At 63.0% G+C, this 21,339-nt stretch carries 20 protein-coding genes; 8 read left to right on the forward strand and 12 right to left on the reverse strand.

The genetic code is table 11. From position 1 onward, the window contains the following. The first annotated feature begins 79 nt into the window (after positions 1–79). On the forward strand, positions 80–631 hold the full coding sequence (locus FOT55_RS10365) for an isochorismatase family protein (protein WP_141996944.1): 552 nt from the start codon (positions 80–82) through the stop codon (positions 629–631). 2 nt (positions 632–633) lie between these two features. After that, on the forward strand, positions 634–1,557 hold the full coding sequence (locus FOT55_RS10370; protein ID WP_141996943.1) for a GlxA family transcriptional regulator: 924 nt from the start codon (positions 634–636) through the stop codon (positions 1,555–1,557). Here the strand turns inward: FOT55_RS10370 and FOT55_RS10375 are convergent. Continuing rightward, positions 1,552–2,544, reverse strand: coding sequence for an acyltransferase (locus FOT55_RS10375; protein WP_141996941.1), 993 nt, complete (start codon positions 2,542–2,544; stop codon positions 1,552–1,554). The two genes, FOT55_RS10370 and FOT55_RS10375, sit on opposite strands and share 6 nt — an antisense overlap. A 217-nt stretch (positions 2,545–2,761) precedes the next feature. On the opposite strand from FOT55_RS10375, the gene FOT55_RS10380 reads away from it, so the two are divergent. Beyond that, positions 2,762–4,009 carry an MFS transporter gene (locus tag FOT55_RS10380; RefSeq protein WP_147823445.1) on the forward strand — a complete coding sequence of 416 codons (1,248 nt, stop codon included), beginning with the start codon at positions 2,762–2,764 and terminating at the stop codon, positions 4,007–4,009. 55 nt (positions 4,010–4,064) lie between these two features. On the opposite strand, the gene FOT55_RS10385 is transcribed toward FOT55_RS10380, so the two are convergent. Beyond that, entirely contained in the window at positions 4,065–4,691 is a 627-nt protein-coding gene (locus FOT55_RS10385) for a LysE family translocator (RefSeq protein ID WP_147823446.1), read from the reverse strand. Between the two features lie 121 nt (positions 4,692–4,812). On the opposite strand from FOT55_RS10385, the gene FOT55_RS10390 reads away from it, so the two are divergent. After that, positions 4,813–5,724, forward strand: a complete 912-nt coding sequence (locus FOT55_RS10390; protein WP_043140784.1) for a LysR family transcriptional regulator — start codon at positions 4,813–4,815, stop codon at positions 5,722–5,724. An 11-nt stretch (positions 5,725–5,735) separates the two neighbouring features. On the opposite strand, the gene FOT55_RS10395 is transcribed toward FOT55_RS10390, so the two are convergent. The 10 genes from FOT55_RS10395 to fdnG all read right to left on the reverse strand — a co-directional run bounded on the left by FOT55_RS10395 (position 5,736) and on the right by fdnG (position 16,587). Beyond that, entirely contained in the window at positions 5,736–6,011 is a 276-nt protein-coding gene (locus tag FOT55_RS10395) for a type II toxin-antitoxin system RelE/ParE family toxin (protein WP_033636570.1), read from the reverse strand. Beyond that, a complete protein-coding gene (locus FOT55_RS10400) occupies positions 6,011–6,271 on the reverse strand; it encodes a CopG family ribbon-helix-helix protein (protein ID WP_047025978.1) in 261 nt (86 codons plus the stop codon). The genes FOT55_RS10395 and FOT55_RS10400 overlap by 1 nt, the downstream gene beginning before the upstream one ends. Before the next feature lie 82 nt (positions 6,272–6,353). After that, complete coding sequence (selB, locus tag FOT55_RS10405) at positions 6,354–8,195, reverse strand: selenocysteine-specific translation elongation factor (protein WP_147823447.1); 1,842 nt, start codon at positions 8,193–8,195, stop codon at positions 6,354–6,356. Next, entirely contained in the window at positions 8,192–9,586 is a 1,395-nt protein-coding gene (gene selA / locus FOT55_RS10410) for an L-seryl-tRNA(Sec) selenium transferase (protein ID WP_147823448.1), read from the reverse strand. Before selA ends, selB begins: the two co-directional genes overlap by 4 nt. 69 nt (positions 9,587–9,655) lie before the next feature. Continuing rightward, positions 9,656–10,261, reverse strand: coding sequence for a glutathione S-transferase (locus FOT55_RS10415; RefSeq protein ID WP_025304792.1), 606 nt, complete (start codon positions 10,259–10,261; stop codon positions 9,656–9,658). A 40-nt stretch (positions 10,262–10,301) separates the two neighbouring features. Continuing rightward, positions 10,302–10,949 (reverse strand): DcrB-related protein, encoded by a 648-nt coding sequence (locus tag FOT55_RS10420; RefSeq protein ID WP_147823449.1) that lies wholly within the window; start codon positions 10,947–10,949, stop codon positions 10,302–10,304. A 114-nt stretch (positions 10,950–11,063) separates the two neighbouring features. Then, positions 11,064–11,993 carry a formate dehydrogenase accessory protein FdhE gene (gene fdhE, locus FOT55_RS10425; protein ID WP_025304790.1) on the reverse strand — a complete coding sequence of 310 codons (930 nt, stop codon included), beginning with the start codon at positions 11,991–11,993 and terminating at the stop codon, positions 11,064–11,066. Next, positions 11,993–12,628 (reverse strand): formate dehydrogenase cytochrome b556 subunit, encoded by a 636-nt coding sequence (gene fdoI / locus FOT55_RS10430; protein ID WP_004934017.1) that lies wholly within the window; start codon positions 12,626–12,628, stop codon positions 11,993–11,995. Before fdoI ends, fdhE begins: the two co-directional genes overlap by 1 nt. After that, positions 12,625–13,527: a formate dehydrogenase subunit beta gene (gene fdxH / locus FOT55_RS10435; protein WP_033649532.1), complete on the reverse strand. Its 903-nt coding sequence runs from the start codon at positions 13,525–13,527 to the stop codon at positions 12,625–12,627. Before fdxH ends, fdoI begins: the two co-directional genes overlap by 4 nt. Before the next feature lie 12 nt (positions 13,528–13,539). Next, entirely contained in the window at positions 13,540–16,587 is a 3,048-nt protein-coding gene (gene fdnG / locus FOT55_RS10440; RefSeq protein ID WP_141971798.1) for a formate dehydrogenase-N subunit alpha, read from the reverse strand. A gap of 417 nt (positions 16,588–17,004) precedes the next feature. Between fdnG and sodA the strand changes: the two genes are divergently transcribed. From sodA to FOT55_RS10460, 4 genes are all read left to right on the forward strand, one after another. After that, entirely contained in the window at positions 17,005–17,625 is a 621-nt protein-coding gene (gene sodA / locus FOT55_RS10445) for a superoxide dismutase [Mn] (protein WP_004934003.1), read from the forward strand. 125 nt (positions 17,626–17,750) lie between these two features. Continuing rightward, positions 17,751–19,679: a methyl-accepting chemotaxis protein gene (locus tag FOT55_RS10450; RefSeq protein WP_147823450.1), complete on the forward strand. Its 1,929-nt coding sequence runs from the start codon at positions 17,751–17,753 to the stop codon at positions 19,677–19,679. Between the two features lie 99 nt (positions 19,680–19,778). Beyond that, positions 19,779–20,450 (forward strand): 6-hydroxyaminopurine reductase, encoded by a 672-nt coding sequence (yiiM, locus tag FOT55_RS10455; RefSeq protein WP_147823451.1) that lies wholly within the window; start codon positions 19,779–19,781, stop codon positions 20,448–20,450. A 102-nt stretch (positions 20,451–20,552) separates the two neighbouring features. Continuing rightward, on the forward strand, positions 20,553–21,332 hold the full coding sequence (locus tag FOT55_RS10460; protein ID WP_043140768.1) for a class I SAM-dependent methyltransferase: 780 nt from the start codon (positions 20,553–20,555) through the stop codon (positions 21,330–21,332). The last annotated feature ends 7 nt before the right edge of the window (positions 21,333–21,339 follow it).

Here is a 21,339-nt window from a genome sequence, read left to right on the forward strand (position 1 = left end):
ATGATGGCCGTTTTTGGCCTTCTGCCAGAGTCAGTAGCGGCGCAAGATGGTCGCTACACACACTGGCGGAGGGCCGAAAATGTCACAGAGCGCGTTATTGATCATCGATGTCCAGCAATCATTCCAGCACCGTCCATTCTGGCAAGAGGACGACCTGCCGGCGTTTCAGCAGGCGCTGGCCCGCCTGATCGCGGGCTGCCAACGGCACGGCGCGGCGCTGGTCGACGTGCTGCACGTTTCGCCGCAGGGGCCATTCTCACTGGCTTCAGGCCATGTGCAGCGCCTGCCGTTCCTCACCCACCAGGCGGATATCACCGTGCATAAGCATGTGCACAATGCGCTGACCGAATCCGGCCTCGACGCCTGGCTGCGCGAACGGAATATCAACCACCTGATCGTCTCCGGCATCCGCACCGAGCAGTGCTGCGAAACCACCACCCGGGTGGCGTCCGATCTCGGTTATCGGGTGACTTTCGTCACCGAGGCGACGCTGACCTTCCCGATGCGCCATCCCGACGGCGAAGTCTTTACCCCCGCGCAGTTGAAACGGCATACTGAAACCGTACTGGTCGATCGTTTTGCCCGCATCGCCAGCGTGGATGAGGCGCTGGCGCAACTCGCACAGGAGTAACCATGTCGCAGGCCGTCTATTTTCTGCTGTTGCCCAACGTGTTGTCGCTGGACGTCAGCGGCCCGGCGGAAACCCTGCGCCTCGCCGGGCAGTTCACCCTGCGTTATCTCAGCCCGGCGCCGCAGATCGTCTGCTCCATCGGCATGACGCTGAGCGGCCTGCAGCCGTTGCCCGAGCGCCTGGAAGACGGCGCCATCCTGGTGCTGCCGGGCGTCGGCGATTCGCAGCGCTATTTCGCCGGGGAAGAGGCCGAGCAGGCGCGCCGCTGGCTGGCGACGCTGCGGCCCGACCTGCAGCGGCAGCGCATCACCCTGGTGTGCATCTGTTCCGGCGCGCTGCTGGCGGCGCAGGCCGGGCTGCTCGACGGCTATCAGTGCACTACCCACCACGACGTCATCGAACGTATCCGCCGGCAGGCGCCGGCAGCGCAGGTGAAAGAGAACCGTATCTTCGTCGAAGATCGCGGCGTCTACACCAGCGCGGGCATCACCACCGGCATCGATTTGGCGCTGCACCTGGTCCACCGCCACTGCGGTTCCGGCCGGGCGCGCGACGTCGCCCGCGATATGGTGGTCTATTTCCGCCGCGCCGGGGACGATCCGCAGCTGTCGCCCTGGCTGCGCTACCGCAACCACCTGCACCCGGCGGTGCACCGCGCGCAGGACGTGATGGCCGCCGAGCCGGAGGCCGACTGGTCGGTGCCGCAGATAGCGGAGAAGGCGCACGTCAGCAGCCGCCACCTGGCGCGGCTGTTTCGCAGCCACGTCGGCATCAGCGTGCGGGAATATCATGAGCAGCTGCGGCTGGCGGTGGCGCAACAGCGCCTGCAGCAAGGGTATGGCTTGGAGAAGGCCGCGCTGGCGGCCGGTTTTTCTTCCGGGCGGCAGCTGCGCCGCGCCCAGCAGCGCCAGCACTCGCCGCTATGACACCAGCCGGCGGGTATCCAGCCGCTGCAGGCCGACAGACAGCAGCAGGCTGAGCCCCAGCGCCACGCCGAACACCCAGAAGATATCCAGCAGCGGGTGGCCGGTGAAGTCCAGGTGCCGGCTGCGCATCACGTTGACGATCAGGGCGTGAAAACCGTAGATCGCCAGCGAATGGCGGGAGAACGCGCTCAGCCAGCCGATCGGCTGCGGCAAACAGTGTTTCACCCACACCAGCAGCGCCACCGCCGCCATAAATACCAGCGGGCCGCTGTAGATGTAGTAGGTATCGGCGAAGTTGCCGTTGATGAACAATTGGTGTTTGGTGCCGCGAGCGATCAGCGCCACGCACAGCGCAAATCCCAATGCCGCCAGCCAGCCCACGGCGCGCCCGCGCGCCTCCATCATGCCAATCGCCCGCCCGGCCAGCGCATACAGCAGGTAGTAGAAGGTATCGCCGTAGATATACAGGTTAACCGGCAGCAGGTGCGCGTTGCCGAAGGTCAGCTTGTCGGTATTCGGGTTGGCGATCACCGCCAACACCACCAGCGCGGCGGCCAGGGCGTAGCGCGACACCGGTTTGACGCTGATCAGCGGCGACAGCAGGTAAATCACCGCGATGGCGTAGAAAAACCACAGATGATAGAACACCGGCTTTTGCAACATGCCGCGCAGCGATGGCCAGAAACCGATCTTGGTAAAGGCCGCGATATAGATCAGCGCGATGGCGCTGTAGAACAGAATGCAGCAGATGATGCGGGTGAAATGCCGGCGGCCGGCGCTCTTTTCGCCGAAGAACAGGTAGCCGGAAATCATAAAGAACAGCGGCACCGATACGCGCGACAGCGAGTTCAGCACGTTGGCGATATCCCAGTTGTGCAGCCCTATCGCCGCGCCGTTGGTGACGTAATAGGTGGTGGCGTGGATCATCACCACCATCATGCACGCCATCGCCCGCAGGTTGTCTATCCAGCCGATTTTCTCGCTCAAACGCTCGCCCGATCTTGTGTCATATTGATATGTTAAGAAGAGGTTATCGGGCACGGCGTTCGGCGACAACCCAAAAGCGAAATATCAGAATGCACTTAAACAACACCTTATGATTGCGAAGGTGAACAATTGGCGGCAAAATAGCCGCCATAACTCGCTCAGTTTGCGCTTCCCGCCCTGACAGTTCCTTTTTCTCTTTTACTATCAGTACAATAATATGAAAACGACATTACCACCTGCGGCACGTTTGGGCCGACAGGCGCTTTTATTCCCTCTTTGTCTGGTGCTTTTCGAGTTCGCCACCTATATCGGCAACGATATGATTCAGCCGGGCATGCTGGCCGTCGTGGCGGATTTCAACGCCGGCGAAGAGTGGGTGCCTACCTCGATGACCGCCTATCTGGCCGGCGGCATCTTCCTGCAGTGGCTGCTCGGGCCGCTGTCGGATCGCCGCGGCCGTCGCCCGGTGATGCTGGCCGGGGTGGCGTTCTTTATCGTCTCCTGCCTGGCGATCCTGCTGGTCACCAACATCGAGCAGTTCATCGCCATGCGTTTCCTGCAGGGCATCGGCCTGTGCTTTATCGGCGCGGTCGGCTACGCCACCATCCAGGAGTCGTTTGAAGAATCGGTGTGCATCAAAATCACCGCCCTGATGGCCAACGTGGCGCTGATCGCCCCGCTGCTCGGGCCGCTGGCCGGCGCGGCGCTGATCCACGTCGCGCCGTGGCAGAGCATGTTCGTGCTGTTCGCCGCGCTGGCGGCCATCGCCTTCTACGGCCTGTGGAAAGCCATGCCGGAAACCGCCACGCTGCAGGGCGAGGCATTTTCCGCCGCCAATCTGTGGCGCGACTACCGCCAGGTGCTGGGCAACCGCCGCTTCCTGTGCGGCGCGCTGGCGATCGGTTTCGCCAGCCTGCCGCTGCTGGCCTGGATCGCCCAGTCGCCGGTGATCCTGATCAGCGGTGAGTCGCTGTCGACGCTGGACTACGGCCTGCTGCAAATCCCGGTGTTCGGCGCGCTGATCCTCGGCAACCTGACGCTGGCGCGCCTGACCGGCAAAAACAGCGTGGAGCGCCTGATCAAGCTGGGCGCAGGCCCGATGTTGCTGGGGCTGCTGATCGCCGCGCTGGCGACCCAGTTCTCCAGCCACGCCTACCTGTGGATGACCGCCGGCCTGAGCCTGTACGCCTTCGGCATCGGCCTCGCCAACGCCGGCCTGTACCGCCTGACGCTGTTCTCCAGCAACGTCAGCAAAGGCACCGTGTCCGCCACCATGGGCATGCTGAGCATGATGGTGTTCACCGTCGGCATCGAGCTGGCCAAGGTCGCCTACGTCTGGGGCGGCAGTGGGCTGTTCAACCTGTTCAACCTCATCAGCGGCCTGTGCTGGCTGACGCTGGTGGCGCTGTTTATCGGCAAACGCCGCGGCGGCGACCCCACGCCGCAGCCGAACGGCGCGGCTTAAGCGCGACGATAAAACGCCGGTCCGGTTTCCCGACCGGCGTTTTTTTTATGCGGCTTCAGCCGAGCAGCTCCCACAGCGCATACCCTGCTCCCACTACCGCCACCCCCAACAGCAGCAACGCCGACAGGACAGAGATCGCCCGCCGCGCGCGCTGCAGCGCCTTTCCCGACAGCAGGGTGATATAGGCCAGCAAGATGGCGAAATCCGCCAGCACCCACAGCGCGGTCAGCAGCGTCAGGCTGGCGCCGACCGAAGGGGTGACGGCGATAAACTGCGGAAAAAAGGCGACGAAGAAGATGATGTCCTTGGGATTGGCGATGCCTACCAGAAAACCGTTTGCGATCGCCGAGCGTTTTTGCGACGGTGCAACGGGCTGCGCATCGGGGGTTCGTGCGGATAAATCCTCATACAGCGAGACGATCGCCATGCGGCCGATAAACAGGCAGCCCAGCAGGCCTATCCACTGCAGCAAGCGCATATCCACCGCGAACAGCCCAGTGACAACCAGCGCGGCAATACCGATCAGCAACAAAGAGGCCCCATTGCTGCCCAGCGCGGTCAACAGCGCGCGCCGGGCGCCAAAGCGCGCCGCGGTGTTGGCGACCATCATCACCACCGGCCCTGGCGTGGCGATCAGCAAGAAAATGGCGGCGAAATACGCCGCCAGCAACGACAGGTTCATCTTTATTTCACTCACATTCAGGCGGTTGGCGTCGGATCATTATGATGCCGTAGCCCCCGCCTTGAAAAAGGAGTAATCCTGTCGTTTACTGTGAGCCAGACTCATTCTTAGAGACGCCGCGATGGCCAGTTCCCTTCCGCCGCTTTACGCCCTGCGCGCCTTCGAGAGCGCCGCCCGCACCGGCTCGTTCACGCTGGCCGCCGACGAGCTGCATCTCACCCCCAGCGCCGTCAGCAAGCACATCAAAACGCTGGAGCAGCACTTCGGCTGTCGGCTGTTCCAGCGCAACGGCCCACGCATCGAGGTCACCCCGCAGGGAAAAATCTTCGCCGCCGAGCTGCAGCAAGGGTTTGGCCGCATCGAACAAGCCTGCGAGCTGTTCAGAAGCCACCGCGATCTTCTGCGGATGAAGGCGCCCTCCACCCTGACCCTACGCTGGCTGCTGGACTGCCTGAGCCGATTCCGGCAAACGGCGCAGGCGTTCGAGGTGCAGGCAGCCAGCGTGTGGATGGACATCGACAGCGTGGATTTTTTCAGCGAACCCTACGACTGCGCCATCCTGCTCGGCAACGGCCATTTCGGCGCCAATACCGCCGCCGCCAAGCTGTTCGACGAATGGCTGATCCCAATTTGCGCCCCCGCGCTGCTCGCCGACGCGCAGCGCGATCTCGCCACCTGCCCGCTGATCCATCCTTCGCCCGATCGGCGCGACTGGCGGCGCTGGCTGCAAAAAAGCGGCATCGCAGCCCCGATCGATCTCACACGTGGCCAGGTATTTGATTCGCTGGAACAGGGCAACGCGGCGGCCATCGCCGGGCACGGCGTTTCGATCGGCGATCTGGCGCTGAGCCTGCGGACGATTGAGGAGGGGTTATTGGCGCTGCCTTGTGACGCCGCCGTGCGCACCGGCGACGGTTACTATCTGGTTTGGCCGGAAGAATCGGCAAAACGGCCGCTGATCGAACGTTTACAGGCGTTTCTCACCGCCCAAACGCCCGACGTCAGCCGGGCCGCCGTCAGGTTTATCGGGTAGGGGAATTCGGCCTATCGCTCTTCGCGGGTATGCCAAATACGCAGAACATAAATCGTTGCCGGCTGCACCTGGTAACGTATCTCATAACGGCCGACCAGAATACGCCTCACTTCCTGCGGTAAAAACTCATCCAGTCTTTCACCCAGGCGGGGATTATCGAGCAACGCTTTAGGCGCGGCGACCAAGGCCTTCACCGAATTCGCTGCCGCAGTGCGGTTAGCCAAGGCAAGAAACTCAAACAAACGCGCCAAATCCGATAGCGCCTTACTCGTCCATTTTAACTCCATCAGCGTGGTACCGGCAGCGGCTCGTCACTGTCCAGGCTGGCCGCCCAGGCTTCTACCGACTCATGATCGATAACGTTTTGCTGTTCGACATCGGCCAGCGCCGCCAGTGTTAATCGACGGCGCTCTTCCTCTTGCTCAAGCCAGGCGGCGAGGGCTTGCTTCACTATCCATCCCCGTGAACGGTCAAGTTTGGCGGCCATTTCATCCACCTTTTCAGCCAAAGGCAGCGGCACATGAGCGGTGATGACTTTCGTATTCATCGTCTTGCTCCTCAGTACAATCAACATCAATCAAAGTGATTAAAGCTGATTATACCGCCATCAGAGAACAAAAAACACGCAATCAGTTGCCGAACAACCCGCCGTCGCGCAGCAGATGCTCGTTGCCCTTGCGGCGGGTAAAGCCGCTGCGATCGAAGAACTCCAGCACCTGGATCGCCAGCTTGCGCCCGACGCCGAGCCGATCGCGGAAATCGGCGGCGTTGGCGCCCCCGCGCTCCGCATCCAGCTCGCGGATCAGCGCCGCGAATTGATCGATGCGTCGGCTGAGGTAGTAGCGATCCACCACCACCGCCGTCACATGGCCCAGCTGAGCCGCCTTGCGCAGCAGCGCCCGTACCCGGCTCTCTTCCTCGCCCAGTTCGCTCGCCAGATCGCGCACCCACCACGGCTCGTCGCCGAACAGCGGTTCGATGCGCGCCCACAGCGGCGCCTCGTCGGCGCTGAACGCCAGGCCGTGTTCCGGCAAGTGCAGCCAGCCGCGCGTATTGCGCAGCGCGCCGGCCTTCAGCAGCCGATCGATCATCATAAACACCAGCGCTTCCGGCTGCTGAGGCAGCGCCATGCGCCGCAGGCGGGCGCGTCCTAACCCCAGCTGGTCGGCGTGCTGTTGGTGGTACTCCGCCAGCACCTGTAGCAGGCGGCTCTCCGCCTGTTGCACCTGCTCCTGCGCCAGCGCTCGGTCACCGACGATCAGCAGATCGCGGTTCGCCAGCAGTGCCGCCAGGCCGTCGTCGGTCAACTGACGCGCCCAGGCGAACGCCACCAGCGACAACGCGCCGTGCGGCAGCTCAAGCGCCAGCGCCCGCGCGTCGTCCTGCGCCTGCGCCAAGGCCTGCAGCCATGCCAGATAGTCCGGCTGACGCTTGCCGCGCTTGGGCGCATTCAGCCTGAGCACCCGGGCCGCGCCCAGCGTTTGCCGCGCGCCGATATCGCGCAGCACCAGCCGATCGTTTTCCGCCAGCCACAGCGGGCGATCGAGGATCAGTTCCGCCAGTCCGTCGTTCAGCAGCGAAATGCGCCCGGTGATGTGGCTGGCGGCATGGTGCAGATGCAGCGGCTGCCAATGGCGGATCGGCCGATCCGTATCCAGCGCCACCAGAATGCGTTCCGCCGCCTCCGGCGGGCGCTGCGCCAGCAGCCAATCGCCGCGCACGATCCGATCTTTATCGACATCGCCGCTGATGTTCAGCGCGATGCGTTGCCCGGCCTGCGCCTGTTCCACGGTCTGATTTTGGGCGTGCAGGCCACGTACCCGCACCGGCGCGTCGGCGCCGGTCAGCCACAGCGTATCCCCAACCTGCACCCGGCCGCCGAGCGCAGTGCCGGTCACCACCAGCCCCGCCCCTTTGACGCTGAACGCACGGTCTACCGCCAGACGAAAACGGCGCGTCAGCGCATGCTCGCCGGGCGACAGCGCCAGCAAATGCGCGCGCAGCGCGTCGATGCCCTCGCCCGCCGCCGCCGCGGTGACAAACAATGGCGCATCGGGCCAGCCCTGGCGCGCCAGCTCGTCGCGCACCTGACTGCGCACCTCGTCGACACGCGCCGCGTCCACCCGATCGGCCTTGGTCAGCGCCACCGTCAGCGCCGGGCGCCCGCTCAGGCGCAGGATCGCCAAATGCTCGCGGGTCTGCGCCATCACGCCGTCGTCGCAGGCCACCACCAGCAACGCATGGTCGATGCCGCCGACGCCCGCCAGCATATTGGCGAGGAATTTCTCGTGGCCGGGCACGTCGATAAAGCCCAGCACCCGGCCGTCCGGCTGCGGCCAGTAGGCGTAGCCCAGATCGATGGTCATGCCGCGGCGCTTCTCTTCCGGCAGGCGATCCGCGTTGATCCCGGAGATCGCCTGCAGCAGGGTGGTTTTGCCATGATCGACATGGCCGGCTGTGGCGATGATCATGATGCGCTCAGCGCCTCGATCAGCGCCCCTTCCTGTTCCAGACAGCGCAGATCCAGCCACAGCCGGCCGTCGCCGAGGCGGCCGATCACCGGCTGCGGCAGGCGGCGCCAGCGCTCAGCCAACGCTTCCAACGTGGCGCCGCGGCCGTCGCGCGGCGTGAAGGTCAGCGCATAGCTGGGCAGGCGATCCACCGGCAGCGAACCACTGCCAATCTGCGACCAGCACGGTTCGGCGCGCAGGTCGAAATCGGCGGTGAACCGTGGTCTCAGCGCCGCCAGCAGCCGCTCGGCCGCCTGTTGCATCTCCTGCTGCGGGCGGGTCAGCAACCGCAGCGTCGGCAGCTGCTCAGCCAGTTTTTCCGGCTGCAGATAGAGCTGCAGCGTGGCCTCCAGGGCCGCCAGCGTCAGCTTGCCGACGCGCAGCGCGCGCTTGAGCGGATGCTGCTGCAGGCGAGCGATCAGCGCCTTTTTGCCGACGATGATACCGGCCTGCGGGCCGCCCAGCAGCTTATCGCCGGAGAACGTCACCAGATCGACGCCGGCGGCCAGCAGCCGCTGCGGCATCGGTTCGGCGGGCAGGCCGTACTGCGCCATATCGATCAGCGAGCCGCTGCCCAGATCGGTGGCGGTCGGCACGCCCTGTTCGGCCCCGAGCTGCGCCAGTGCAGCCTCGTCGACCGCCGCGGTAAAGCCCTGAATGCTGTAGTTGCTGGTGTGCACTTTCATCAACAGGCCGGTCTGCTCGCTGATGGCCTGGCGGTAATCTTTCAGATGGGTGCGGTTGGTGGTGCCGACCTCCACCAGTTGGCAGCCCGCCTGGCGCATCACGTCGGGTATGCGGAACGCGCCGCCGATCTCCACCAGTTCGCCGCGCGACACCACCACCTCTTTGCCGGGGGCGATCGCCGCCAGCATCAGCAATACCGCCGCCGCGTTGTTATTGACGATGCAGGCGTCCTCCGCGCCGGTCAGCCGGCACAGCAGACTCGCCACCGCCCGATCGCGATGACCGCGCCCGGCACCGTCCAGATCGTACTCCAGCGTCACCGCCTCCCCCATCACCGCGCTGACCGCGTCCTTCACCGGCTGCGCCAGCAGGGCGCGCCCAAGGTTGGTGTGCAGCACGGTGCCGCTGAGGTTGAACACCGGCAGCAAAGCCGGGCGTTGCTGCCGGGCCAGTTCCGCCCGCAGCGCCTGCGGCCAGTCGCCACACCAGTCCGGTAAATGTTGCTGTTGCTTGATAGCGTCGCGCGCCTGGGCCTGCAGCCGGCGCAACAGTTCGCCGATCAGCGTCTGGCCATGCTGAGCCACCAGCGGTTCAATCGCGGGTTCACGCAGCAGACGGTCGATGGCGGGCAGTTGACTGTAAAGAAGGTGGGATTCAGTGCTCATGGTCGCTCGGTTTTCAATTTAGACGTATCGGCATAGCAAAACCCCGCCGCGGCGGGGAGAAAAGAACGTTCAGGGCGGTGCCGTGCGGGCGAAACTTTCGCGGGCGAACAGGCGTTCGGCCAGCTTGACCAGCGCCGGACGTTGGACGCACCAGTTGGGCAGAATGTGGCGGAAATTGAGGTAGCCCAACGCGCAGCCGGTGGCGATATCCGCCAGCGTCAGCCGCTCGGCATTGAGCCACGTTTTTTCCTGCGCCAGCGCCTCCAATGCGTCCAGGCCCTGCGTCAGCTTGTCACGCTGGCGCAGCATCCAGTTTTCGTCCTGCTTTTCCGGCGCGCGCCGGCTTTCGCGGAACAGCGTCGCCGCCGCTTCAGTCACGCCGTCCGCCAGTGCCGCCACCCGGCGGACGCGCAGCGCGGTGGCGCGATCGGCCGGCAAAAACGCCGGCTCCACCGTCAGCAGTTCGAGGTATTCGGCCACGATCGGCGAGTCGTAAAACACCTCGCCATCATCGGCGATCAGCACCGGTACTTTGCCGAGCGGGTTCAGTTCCTTCACCCGGCTGCCGGGCTCATACGGCGGATCGTTGACGAATTCAAACGCGATCCCCTTCTCCAGCAGCATCACGGAAATCTTGCGCACAAAGGGGCTGGTGTAACTGCCGATAAGCTTCATCCGGTCTCCTCCGCTTCGTCCTGGCCGCAGCGCAATGCCCTTACTTCACCGCCAGAGTATCGATAATCCGCTGCACCAGCGCCTGATGCACTTCCGGCGTTTTGGCCGGCGACAGCATTTGCAGCGTCACTACTCGCTTGTTGAACACCGTCAACACCAGGGTGGAAACCACCTTTTGCCCGTTGACGGTCTGCTCGGTATCCACCCGGCGAAACTTCTGTTTGCCGACGGTGAAGTTCTCTTCTTTGGTGGTCTGGATATTCTGATAGCGCTCGGCCAGCACCGTGATGGCGCTCTGCGTCAGCTCTTTCAGCATTTTGTCGCTGGTATTGATCTTCATGCCGTCCGGCGGGATCACTTCGGACGAAACCGCGCTCTGGCGCGACTTGCCATCGAGGAAGCGCTGGATAGTGGAGGTACTGTCATTGACGATGCCGCTGTTCAGCGTTTGATCGCTAAAGCCTGACGGCAACTCGAAGGTGATTTTGCCCTTCTGCAGCGACACGTTCAGCCCCGGCGGCGCGGGCGGGGTTTCTACCGGCGCAGGCGGCGGTGGCGCGGGCTGCGTCACGGTCGGTTTGGTATCCGGTGGCGGCACCGCCGGTTTGGTGTCGTCCTTGTTGTCGCAGGCCGCCAGCCCCATCGCCAGCACGGCGACCGCGGTCAGTTTTGCCAGGGTGTTTAACATCGTGGTTCCTTTCGCTTGGCGCGTCATGGCCTAAACGTAGCAACTCGCCCGGGCGAATGCCAGAAGCCCGTTCTTAAATTGCGGGTCCGGCCCCGCGCGAACGGGGCCGGGCGGTTACTCCGCCGGGAACAGGAACGGATTGATGCTGCTGCGGCCGAAGCCTTCCTCTTCCATGCGGGCGTCCAGCACCAGCGAAGCCAGATCGTCGGCCACCGCTTCAACCTGCGGGTCTTTTTCCTGATAGAGGATCTTCAGGTAAGTGCCGCAGTCGCCGCAGCTTTCCGCCTTCACCGCCGCCTGCTCGCTGTCCAGCGACCAGTAGTTGAGATCGCGGGTCTGCTCGCAGTTGCTGCACTTCACCCGCACCACGTGCCATTCGCTTTCGCACAGGTTGCAGTGCAGGTAGCGCAGGCCGTTAACGGTGCCGATATGCACCATGCTGGAAACCGGGATGCTGCCGCACACCGGGCAGAACTGGCGCTGCTCGCCGTATTCGGCGCGCGCCTTGCCGGGGATCAGGCTGGCCATCTGCGCCCAATAGAGCGACAGCGCGGCCCAGAGGAACGGCGCCTTCTCGCTGCCCACCTTGCCGAACTCGCGGTTGAGCAAGGCGTCGGCCATCAGCTCCAGCTCGTGCGCCGAGGCCTTCTCCAGGTTGTCCAGCACCGCCAGAATGTGCTCCGGCGCCTGCGGGCGCAGCTCGGCGATCAGCGACGTCAGCAGCTTGCGCCAGTGCTCGCTGCGCGGGAACACGCTCAGATCGAGCGGCGGTTTGCCGCTGGCGGCGCCCTGCGCCAACGCTTCGCTCAGATCGAGCGCCAGCGGATTATCGTGCAGCGCATGCTGCTGCGCCTGCGCCAGTTCGGCGGCGAAGTTAAGGTAGTCGCCCAGCGGGTTGTCGACCGCCAGCTGACGCAGACGGTCGGCGCGGCGGCTGTACAGGCTTTTCAGGTTGGCGAAAAGTAACGGCGGGATGTTCTCCGCCGTTGTGGACTTCTCACGCTGTGCCCCTAACTGCTCTTTAGGAACGATGCGGATACTCATCAGGGTTTATCTTCCTGTCGTTTCTCGCGGACCTCACGGTACCAGCGCGGATGATGTTTCTTGGCCCAGGCCGCCGGCACCCAGCCTTCCACCATCGCGGTAATGGTGCCTTTTACCCACAATGCGGCGTAAATGTGCACCATAATCACGATGATAAGGCCGACCGCGGCCAGCGAATGCACTAGCAGCGCGATGCGGATCAGCGGGATGGAGAACGACGGCGCGAAATACGGCCGCCAGATCACCACGCCACTGGCCAGCAGCAGCACCAGGCTAATAATCGCCGCCCAGAACACGCACTTCTGGCCGAAATTATAGCGCCCGGTGTCACCCACTTCCTCGTTCATGGCGATTTTGTGGATGTTCTTGGCCCAGACGATATCTTCCCGGTTGATCAGGTTATGCTTCCAGTAGCGCAGGAACATCAGCAGGAACGCGGCAAACATGATCACCCCGACAAACGGGTGCAGAATGCGCGCCAGCTGCGGCGTCCCGAAGATGTTCATCAGCCAGTTGAAGGAGGGGAAGAAGAACCCCAGCCCGCTGATGGCGGCGAACACGAAGCAAAACGCCACGATCCAGTGGTTGATGCGCTCCGGTGCGCTGTAACGCTGAATGGGCTTTTCCTTTCTCATTTGCGCGTCTCCTCGTCATGCGACTCGTCGTGCTCATCCTCATCGTCGACGCGGTTAGGCCCGACGCCGACATAGTGGAACACGCTGGCCGCGAAGGTGGCGGCAAAACCGATGGCCGCCAGGGGTTTCCACACGCCCTTCCAGAAGGTCACCGCCGGGCTGATGCTCGGGTTGTCCGGCAAACCGTGGTACAGCTGCGGTTTGTCGGCGTGGTGCAACACGTACATCACGTGCGTGCCGCCCACCCCTGCCGGATCGTACAGACCGGCGTTCTGGTAGCCGCGGGTGTTCAGCTCGCTGACGCGATCCGCCGCCACCTGCTTCATCGCTTCCTTGGTACCGAAGTGAATGGCGCCGGTCGGGCAGGTTTTCACGCAGGCCGGTTCCTGGCCGACGTCCACGCGGTCGACGCACAGGGTGCACTTGTACACCCGGTTGTCGTCCTTGTTCATGCGCGGCACGTCGAACGGGCAGCCGGCGATGCAGTAGCCGCAGCCGATGCAGTGCTCGGATTGGAAGTCGACGATGCCGTTGGCGTACTGAATGATCGCGCCTTCCGACGGGCAGGCCTTCAGGCAGCCCGGATCGGCGCAGTGCATGCAGCCATCCTTGCGGATCAGCCATTCCAGCTTGCCGTTTTCCTCCACCTCGGAGAAGCGCATCACCGTCCACGACTTGGCGGTCAGATCGGCGGGGTTATCGTACACCCCGACGTTGTGCCCCACTTCGTCGCGGATGTCGTTCCATTCGGAACAGGCCACCTGACAGGCCTTGCAGCCGATACAGGTGGTGACATCGATCAGTTTGGCCACTTCTTCCTGGTGGTCACGGGCGCGCGGCGCCGGCGTGAAGCCATTGGTGGCGGATTTACGAATGATGTCTTGAGATTGCATGGCCATAATTCGTCTCCGTTACACCTTTTCCACGTTGACCAGGAACGCCTTGAACTCCGGCGTTTGCGTATTGGCGTCGCCGACGAACGGCGTCAGCGTGTTGGCGATAAAGCCTTTCTTCGCCACCCCTTCGTAACCCCAGTGGATCGGGATGCCGATGGTGTCGACTTCCTGGCCGTGCACCTGCAGCGTGCGAATACGTTTGGTCACCACCGCCTTGGCCTTGATGTAGCCGCGGTTGGAGCTGACCTTCACGGTATCGCCCTGCTTGATGCCCTTCTTCTCCGCCAGCTTTTCGCCGATCTCCACGAACTGCTCCGGCTGCGCGATGGCGTTCAGCCGCGCGTGCTTGGTCCAGTAGTGGAAGTGCTCGGTCAGACGATAGGTGGTGCCGACGTACGGGAACTTGTCGGATTTGCCCATCGCCGCCAGATCGTCCTTGAACACGCGCGCCGCCGGGTTGGACACCACATTCGGGTGCAGCGGGTTGGTGCCGAGCGGCGTTTCGAACGGCTCGTAGTGTTCAGGGAACGGCCCTTCCGCCATCTTGTCGGTGGCGAACAGGCGGCCCATGCCTTCCGGCTGCATGATGAACGGCCCGACGTCGCTGCCCGGCGCGGCGGTGCTGTAGTCCGGGATATCGGCCCCGACCCACTTGGCGCCGTCCCACTCCAGCAGTTGGCGTTTCGGATCCCACGGTTTCCCCTGCGGGTCCGCCGAGGCGCGGTTGTACAGAATGCGGCGGTTGAGCGGCCATGCCCAGGCCCAGCCCAGCGTATTGCCGAGGCCGGACGGATCGGCGTTGTCGCGCCGCGCCATCTGGTTGCCGGCCGGCGTCCAGCTGCCGGCGAAGATCCAGCAACCGCTGGCGGTGGTGCCGTCGTCGCGCAGCTGCGCAAACGAGCTGAGCAACTCGCCTTTTTTCACCAGCACTTTGCCGTCGGCATCCAGCAGATCCGCCAGCGCCTTGCCGTTGTTCTCCTGCGCCACCTCTTCCGGCGCCGGGTTGTCCGGCGTCAGGTAGTCCCAGGTCATGTTCAGCACCTGTTCAGGCACCGCACCGCCGTCGCGCGCATACATCTCGCGCAGGCGACTGAAGATGCCCGCCAGGATCTCGCCGTCGTTCAGCGCTTCGCCCGGGGCGTCCGCGCCTTTCCAGTGCCACTGCAGCCAGCGGCCGGAGTTGACGATCGAACCGTTCTCTTCGGCGAAGCAGGTGGACGGCAGGCGGAACACTTCGGTCTGGATCTGCGAAGGATCCACCTCGTTGAACTCGCCGTGGTTCTGCCAGAAGTTGGAGGTCTCGGTGTTCAACGGATCGATGGTCACCAGGAACTTCAGCTTGGACAGCGAAGCCACTACCTTGTTTTTGTTCGGGAACGACGCCACCGGGTTAAAGCCCTGGCAGAAGTAGCCGTTGACCTTGCCCTGCGCCATCATCTCGAAGTACTGCAGCACGTCGTAGCCTTTGTCCCACTTCGGCAACCAGTCAAAGCCCCAGCTGTTGTCCTTCTGCGCCTTATCGCCGTAGAAGGTCTTCATCATGCTGACGAAGAATTTCGGGTAGTTGCCCCAGTAGTTTACCTGGCCTGGCAGCAGCGCCTTCGGCGTGTTGGCCTTCAGGTAGGTGTCGAGATCGGTCTGTTTCTCCGACGGCAGCGTCATGTAGCCCGGCAGGCTCTGCGACAGCAGGCCGAGATCGGTCAGACCCTGGATGTTGGAGTGGCCGCGCAGCGCGTTGACGCCGCCGCCCGCCATGCCCATGTTGCCGAGCAGCAGCTGGATCATCGCCATGGTACGGATGTTCTGCGCGCCGACCGAGTGCTGAGTCCAGCCCAGGGCGTACAGGAACGAAGCGGTTTTATCCGCGACGCAGGTTTCGGCGATGTATTCGCACACCTTGAGGAAATCGTCCTTCGGCGTGCCGCAGATGTTGGTCACCACGTCAGGCGTGTAGCGGCTCACGTGCTGCTTCAGCATGTTCCACACGCAGCGCGGATCCTGCAGCGTGACGTCGCGCTTGGCGAAGCCGTTCTCGTCGAACTGGTAGTTCCAGGTGGTTTTGTCGTACTTGCGGTTTTCCGCGTCGTAGCCGCTGAACAAGCCGTCTTCGAAGGCAAAGTCTTCCCGCACCAGCAGGCTGGCGTTGGTGTAGGCCTCGACGTACTCGCGGTTAAACTTGTTGTTGGTCATCAGATACAGCAACACGCCCGACAGGAAAGCGATGTCGGTCCCGGAGCGGATCGGCGTGTAGAAGTCCGCCACCGATGCGGTTCGGGTAAAGCGCGGATCGATCACGATCAGCTTGGCATTGTTGTGTATTTTGGCTTCCATCGCCCAGCGGAACCCCACCGGATGCGCTTCCGCCGCATTACCGCCCATGACGATAATCAAATTCGCGTTCTTGATATCAACCCAGTGGTTGGTCATCGCACCGCGACCAAATGTTGGAGCAAGACTTGCTACCGTTGGTCCGTGTCAGACACGCGCCTGGTTGTCTACGGCAAGCATGCCGAGAGCGCGACTAAATTTTTGCGACAGAAAACCGGTTTCGTTGCTGGCGGCCGAGGCGCACAGCATGCCGGTGGTCAGCCAACGGTTGACGGTAACGCCCTGGTCGTTGGTTTTGATGAAGTTGGCATCGCGGTCTTCTTTCACCAGCTTGGCGATGCGGGTAAAGGCGTCGTCCCAGCTGATGCGTTGCCATTTGTCCGACCCTGGCGCCCGGTATTCCGGGTACTTGAGGCGGCTTTCGCTGTGGATGAAGTCAACCAGGCCGGCACCTTTCGGGCAAAGCGCGCCGCGGTTTACCGGGTGATCCGGATCCCCTTCGATATGGAAAATGCTTTCTTTGGCGTTCTTGGCGCCATCACCAAGGCTGTACATCAACAGCCCACAGCCGACGGAACAATACGTACAGGTATTACGGGTCTCACGGGCGCGCAGCAGTTTGTACTGCCGGGTTTCCGCCAACGCCACTTCGGGGGCAAAGCCCAGCGCGGCCACCGTCGTTCCTGCCATACCGCCAGCGCAGATCTTAAAGAACTGCCTTCTGCTGACCTGCATGGGGGTCTCCTTTACTCTCGATTGTCACATTGTTCAAATGCGCCTGCCCCGCTAGCGCGGCAAACGCGAATGTCACTGTTGTTATGCTTGCTACGAACGCCGGCCATATTACCACAGCGTGCTTGTGGTTGTTACACACTCGTGCTCATTCAGTGAACGCATTGGCACATTTCGATACATTTCGACCTTGGCGCTCTCTACAGTATAGAGAGTAACCCACGTGCCGGGGCGATGGCTTGACGCGGCCACCCGCCGCCCTCTCCTATCAGTATGTTAGCGCATCGATTTGTACATTAACCACACACTTCACAGGGCATTGATAATCATTTTCAATATCATTTAATTAACTATAATGATCCGACTGCTTACGCGGTGCTCGCCCTTTGCGCCGCCCATACACCACTGGAGATGATGATTATGAGTTATTCACTGCCATCCCTGCCGTACGCTTACGACGCACTGGAACCGCATTTCGACAAGCAGACGATGGAAATCCATCACACCAAACACCACCAGACCTACGTCAACAATGCCAACACCGTGCTGGAAGCCTACCCTGAGCTGGCCAAATACAGCGTTGAAGAGCTGATCCAGGATCTGGATAAAGTGCCTGCCGACAAACGCACCTTCATGCGCAACAACGCCGGCGGCCACGCCAACCACAGCTTCTTCTGGAAAAACCTGAAAACCGGCACCACGCTGGGCGGCGATCTGAAAGCGGCCATCGAGCGCGATTTCGGCAGCGTTGAGAAATTCCAGGAAGAGTTCGAGAAAGCCGCAGCCACCCGCTTCGGTTCCGGTTGGGCCTGGCTGGTGCTGAAAGACGGCAAGCTGGCCGTGGTGTCTACCGCCAACCAGGACAGCCCGCTGATGGGCGAAGCCGTCGCCGGCGCTTCCGGTTTCCCAATCATCGGCCTGGACGTGTGGGAACACGCTTACTACCTGAAATACCAGAACAAACGCCCTGACTACATCAAGGCGTTCTGGAACGTGGTCAACTGGGACGAAGCCGCCGCACGCTTCGCCGCGAAGAAGTAATTCGCCCCCGTTGATGAAGATGCCCGCCGCCGGCGGGTATTTTTTTGCCTGAAATCCGCTAAAGTTTGACCACTTCTTGCCGATGGTTTGTTCAATTGACGTTCGCCCGGAGAAGGAAAAACGCTATGGCGGCATTGCAAGCATTAGCAGGAAAGTTCACTCATCTCACCGTAGGTAAAAAGCTCGGCCTCGGCTTCGCGCTGTTGCTGCTGTTGGCGGTCGTCATCGCCGGCACCGGGGCGCAATACCTGCACATCATCGAATCCCGCGCCGATCGCATCGACTTCAGCAACCGGCTGAACGAGGAGATCAACCAGGCCAAATACAACCGCGCCATGTACGGCCAGACCTACCAGCCGGAGTATCTGCAGAACAATCGCGCCAATATCGATAACGCCGTCAAACTGATAGACCAGGGGCAGGCGCTGGACTGGGATGCCCAAAGCCGCAAGGATCTGCAGCGCCTGGTGACGCTGATCGGAGAATATCAGCAGCAGCAAAAAGTCTTTGAGCAGGCGGTCACGGCGAAAGACGCGGTGCGCCAAAGCTGGAACATGTCGGAAGTGCAGGCCAGCCTGAGCCAGGTGGAGCGCCAGCTGACCAACGGCGATCTGCAGCTGGCCTTCATTCAGCTGAACCAGAAGCTGACCCAGGTGCGCTACGGCGCGCGCGGCCTGCTGCTGAGCCTGAACAAGGAAACCGAAGCGCCGCTGATGGCGGCCATTGACGATGCGCGTGACGCGGCCAATGCCCTGAGCCGCCGGGTCAGCGACGCGCAACGCCCGCAGCTGCAACCGCTGCTGGCCGCGCTGGACGATTACAAAAACCGCATCGCGGCCTACCTGCCGGCCTATGAGCACGAACAGCAGATCAGCCGGCAGCTCGGCGAACGCGCACAAGCGATCGGCACGCTGGTGAACGCCTTTATGCAGGACGAACTGGCGCAGACGCGCAGCAACATCAACCTGGCGCAGCTGCAGATGGGCATCACCACCCTGATCGCCATCATCGCCGGGATACTTATCGCCTGGCGTATCACGCTGCAGATCACCCGTCCGCTGCACAGCACGCTGGCGATGGCGGAACGCATCGCCAGCGGCGATCTGCGCCAGGCGCAGACCAGTACCCGCCGCGACGAGCTGGGACAACTGCTGAACGCGGTGGCGGCGATGAGCCAAAATCTGCGCACTATGATTGAGAAGATCCAGATGGGGGTCAGCCAGGTCTCCACCGCCTCCGCGGAAATCGCCGCCGGCAACACCGATCTCTCCTCCCGCACCGAACAGCAGGCGGCGGCGGTTGAAGAAACCGCGGCCAGCATGGAACAGCTGACCGCCACGGTGAAACAAAACGCCGACAATGCCCATCACGCCAATCAGCTGGCCACCGACGCTTCGCAGACCGCGCAACAGGGCGGCAAGCTGGTGGAGAACGTGGTCAGCACCATGCGCGATATCTCCAGCAGTTCGCAGCGTATCGCTGAAATTACCACCCTGATCAACGGTATTGCCTTCCAGACCAACATCCTGGCGCTCAACGCCGCGGTGGAAGCGGCGCGCGCCGGCGAACAGGGACGCGGCTTCTCGGTGGTCGCCAGCGAAGTGCGCAGCCTAGCGAGCCGCAGCGCCCAAGCGGCCAAGGAGATCGAAGGGCTGATCGCCGAGTCGGTCAGCCGGGTGAAAACCGGCACCGAACTGGTGGAAAGCACCGGCAACACCATGGAACAGATCGTCCGTTCGGTCACCCACGTGCGCGACATCATGGCCGAGATCGCCGCCGCCTCCGATGAGCAGACGCGCGGCATCGCCCAGATTGGCCAAGCGATCGTCGAAATGGACCACACCACCCAGCAGAACGCCGCGCTGGTGGAAGAGTCCGCCGCCGCCGCCGATTCGCTGGAAGAACAGGCCGATATGCTGCTGCAGAGCGTCTCGGTGTTCCGTTTGGCGGAGCAGACCGAACCCGCCGCCGTGAAAGCCGCCGCGCCGAAAGCGCCGGCGGTAAAACCCGCGGCCGCCAACGCCGCCGCGGAAGAGAACTGGACCACCTTCTGACGCCCCGCCGCCCGCCCGATGACTTTCGGGCGGGTTGTTATGTCCCCCCGGCACAACTCAGGCTATGCTGAGCCCTCGACGCGAGACACGGAGGCGCACATGCATCACCCAGACGTTTACATCGGCAATATTCAACCCTATGAAGGCGGGCGCCCCAGCGCCATCGCCAAACGCCAGGTGGATGGCGCCATCCGGCTCACGCCGCTCGGCCTGGAAGGCGACGAGCAAGCCGAGAAAAGCTACCACGGCGGGCCGGACCGCGCGCTGTGCCACTACCCGCGCGAGCATTATGCCCAGTGGCGCGAACAGTTTCCGGCGCAGGCCGAGCAGTTTTGCGCCCCGGCCTTCGGCGAGAATATCTCCACCGAAGGACTGACCGAACACAATGTGTTTATGGGCGACATCTTCCGCTGGGGCGAAGCGCTGATCCAGGTCACCCAGCCGCGCTCGCCGTGCTTCAAGCTCAACTACCACTTCGCCATCGAGGATATTTCGGTGCTGATGCAGCAAAGCGGCCGCTGCGGCTGGCTGTATCGGGTGGTCTCGCCGGGTGCGGTCAGCGGCGATCGTCCGCTGGAGCTGGCGGCGCGCAGCAGCGACGTGTCGGTCGCCGAAGCCATCGCCATCGCCTGGCACATGCCGTTCGACGCGGAACAATATCGCCGCCTGTTGGCGGTGGCCGGCCTCTCCGCCAGCTGGAGCAAGACCATGCTCACGCGGCTTGCCGAAGGGCGCCTCGAGGACTTCAACCGTCGCCTGCTCGGCCGTTGAAATCGCGGGCGGAAAAGATGAAAAACGTGCGCCGAATGCCGCGTTAACCCTCTTCTTCCGCCTATACTGTAGCCGCGTGTTTTTCAGCCAGGAGCCAGGTATATGACCACCCCGACCCATTCGATTCATCACGCCGCCGCCGAGGGCTATCAGGCCAACGCCGATCGCTATGTGAAAGGCCGGCCGGATTACCCGCCGGAAATCGCCGCCTGGCTGCGTGAGTCTATCGGCCTGCACGCCGGCATGACGGTCATCGATCTCGGCGCCGGTACCGGCAAGTTCACTCCGCGCCTGCTGGAAACCGGCGCGCAGGTGATCGCCGTCGAACCGGTGCCGCAAATGCTGGAAAAATTGTCGGCGGCGCTGCCGCAGGTGAAAACGCTGGCGGGCACCGCCGACGCGATCCCGCTACCGGACGAGTCGGTCGATGCCGTGGTGTGCGCCCAGTCCTTCCACTGGTTCGCCACGCCGCAGGCGCTGGCGGAAATCCAGCGTATTCTCAAGCCCGGCGGCAAACTCGGTCTGGTGTGGAACATGCGCGATGCGCGCGTCGGTTGGGTGCGTAAACTGAATCAGATCGTCGACAGCCACGAAGGGGATGCGCCGCGTTTCTATACCGGCGAATGGCGCAAATTCTTCCCGTTCAAAGGCTTTGAACCGCTGCAGGAGCAGGTCTTTATGCTGGGCCACCGCGGCGCGGTGGAGGACGTGATCTACAACCGGGTACGTTCAACCAGCTTTATCGCCGCACTGCCACAGGCGCAACAGGAGCAGGTTATCGATCGGTTGCGCCAGCTAGTGGCGGAAGAAGAGGAGTTGCAGGGCCAGGACACGGTCACCGTGCCCTATCAGACCAAGGCGTATTTCACCACCAAGGTCTGACGCCCGG

This window comes from Serratia bockelmannii (assembly GCF_008011855.1).
Taxonomy (GTDB): domain Bacteria; phylum Pseudomonadota; class Gammaproteobacteria; order Enterobacterales; family Enterobacteriaceae; genus Serratia; species Serratia bockelmannii.

Bases quoted from the DNA above. Each gene is read 5' to 3' on its own strand.
- FOT55_RS10365 (WP_141996944.1), top strand. From the start codon at position 80: ATGTCACAGAGCGCGTTATTGATCATCGATGTCCAGCAATCATTCCAG.
- FOT55_RS10370 (WP_141996943.1), top strand. From the start codon at position 634: ATGTCGCAGGCCGTCTATTTTCTGCTGTTGCCCAACGTGTTGTCGCTG.
- FOT55_RS10380 (WP_147823445.1), top strand. From the start codon at position 2,762: ATGAAAACGACATTACCACCTGCGGCACGTTTGGGCCGACAGGCGCTT.
- FOT55_RS10385 (WP_147823446.1), bottom strand. From the start codon at position 4,691: ATGAACCTGTCGTTGCTGGCGGCGTATTTCGCCGCCATTTTCTTGCTG.
- FOT55_RS10390 (WP_043140784.1), top strand. From the start codon at position 4,813: ATGGCCAGTTCCCTTCCGCCGCTTTACGCCCTGCGCGCCTTCGAGAGC.
- FOT55_RS10395 (WP_033636570.1), bottom strand. From the start codon at position 6,011: ATGGAGTTAAAATGGACGAGTAAGGCGCTATCGGATTTGGCGCGTTTG.
- FOT55_RS10400 (WP_047025978.1), bottom strand. From the start codon at position 6,271: ATGAATACGAAAGTCATCACCGCTCATGTGCCGCTGCCTTTGGCTGAA.
- selB (WP_147823447.1), bottom strand. From the start codon at position 8,195: ATGATCATCGCCACAGCCGGCCATGTCGATCATGGCAAAACCACCCTG.
- selA (WP_147823448.1), bottom strand. From the start codon at position 9,586: ATGAGCACTGAATCCCACCTTCTTTACAGTCAACTGCCCGCCATCGAC.
- FOT55_RS10415 (WP_025304792.1), bottom strand. From the start codon at position 10,261: ATGAAGCTTATCGGCAGTTACACCAGCCCCTTTGTGCGCAAGATTTCC.
- FOT55_RS10420 (WP_147823449.1), bottom strand. From the start codon at position 10,949: ATGTTAAACACCCTGGCAAAACTGACCGCGGTCGCCGTGCTGGCGATG.
- fdhE (WP_025304790.1), bottom strand. From the start codon at position 11,993: ATGAGTATCCGCATCGTTCCTAAAGAGCAGTTAGGGGCACAGCGTGAG.
- fdoI (WP_004934017.1), bottom strand. From the start codon at position 12,628: ATGAGAAAGGAAAAGCCCATTCAGCGTTACAGCGCACCGGAGCGCATC.
- fdxH (WP_033649532.1), bottom strand. From the start codon at position 13,527: ATGGCCATGCAATCTCAAGACATCATTCGTAAATCCGCCACCAATGGC.
- sodA (WP_004934003.1), top strand. From the start codon at position 17,005: ATGAGTTATTCACTGCCATCCCTGCCGTACGCTTACGACGCACTGGAA.
- FOT55_RS10450 (WP_147823450.1), top strand. From the start codon at position 17,751: ATGGCGGCATTGCAAGCATTAGCAGGAAAGTTCACTCATCTCACCGTA.
- yiiM (WP_147823451.1), top strand. From the start codon at position 19,779: ATGCATCACCCAGACGTTTACATCGGCAATATTCAACCCTATGAAGGC.
- FOT55_RS10460 (WP_043140768.1), top strand. From the start codon at position 20,553: ATGACCACCCCGACCCATTCGATTCATCACGCCGCCGCCGAGGGCTAT.